Below are 1,214 nucleotides of genomic sequence, written 5' to 3'. Positions count from 1 at the left end.
GCCGAGGAGTTCGTGGCGGCGTTGGAGCGGCCTCGGCGGCTGATGCTGATGGTGCAGGCGGGGGAGGCGACGGACGCGGTGATCGGGGAGTTCGCGCCGTTGCTGGAGCCGGGGGACATGATCATCGACGGGGGCAACGCGCACTTCGCGGACACGCGGCGCCGGGAGGCCGCGCTGAAGCAACAGGGCATCCACTTCGTGGGAGTTGGCGTCTCCGGGGGTGAGGAGGGCGCGTTGCACGGGCCGTCGGTCATGCCGGGCGGGTCGGTGGAGTCGTACGCGGTTTTGGGGCCGATGTTCGAGGCGATCAGTGCGAAGGTCGACGGGGAGCCGTGTGCGACGCACATCGGGGCGGACGGTGCGGGGCACTTCGTGAAGATGGTGCACAACGGCATCGAGTACGCGGACATGCAGCTCATCGCGGAGGCGTACGACCTGTTGCGGCAGGTCGGGGGGTACGGGCCGGCGGAGATCGCGGGCATCTTCCGGGAGTGGAACCAGGGGCGGCTGGGCTCGTACCTGATCGAGATCACGGCCGAAGTCCTGGGCCACACGGATGCGTTGACGGGCGGGCCGTTCGTGGACGTGGTGGTGGACCGGGCCGGGCAGAAGGGCACGGGGCGGTGGACCGTGCAGACGGCGCTGGACCTCGCCTCGCCGGTGACGGCGATCGCGCAGGCGACGTTCGCGCGGGCCGCGTCGGGGCAGAGCGCGCTGCGCGCGGCGTACCGGGGGCTGCCGGGCGGCACCACCCCGCCGCTGTCACGCACCGAGGCGGCACGGTTCGCCTCGCAGGTGGAGAACGCCCTGTACGCGTCCAAGGTGATCGCCTACGACCAGGGCTGGAGCATGATCCAGGACGCCGCGAAGGAGTACGGCTGGGACATCGACCTCGCCGCCGTCGCCCGGATCTGGCGCGGCGGGTGCATCATCCGCGCCTCGTTCCTGGACCGCATCCGCGCCGCGTACGCCCAGGACCCCGCGCTGGTCTCCCTGCTGACGGAGAAGGAGTTCGCCCGCGAGATCACCGACGCGCAGGTCCCCTGGCGCGAGATCGTCGCGACCGCCGCCCGCCGCGGCATCCCCGTCCCCGCCTTCTCCGCCGCCCTCGCCCACTACGACACCCTGCGCGCCGAACGCCTCCCCGCCGCGCTGCTCCAGGGGCAGCGGGACTACTTCGGGGCCCACACGTACGGGCGGGTGGACAAGCCGGG

At 72.3% G+C, this 1,214-nt stretch carries 1 protein-coding gene; it reads left to right on the top strand.

Annotated elements, in window-relative coordinates; translation table 11 throughout:
* A partial coding sequence (gndA, locus tag PV682_RS44050; protein WP_319738591.1) for an NADP-dependent phosphogluconate dehydrogenase occupies nt 1–1,214 on the top strand: 1,214 nt, incomplete at both ends.

This window comes from Streptomyces niveiscabiei (genome assembly GCF_033794345.1).
In the GTDB taxonomy this organism is placed as follows: domain Bacteria; phylum Actinomycetota; class Actinomycetes; order Streptomycetales; family Streptomycetaceae; genus Streptomyces; species Streptomyces niveiscabiei.
The sequence above is the reverse complement of the archived record's forward strand: the minus strand, read 5'-3'. Positions and strand labels throughout refer to the sequence as shown.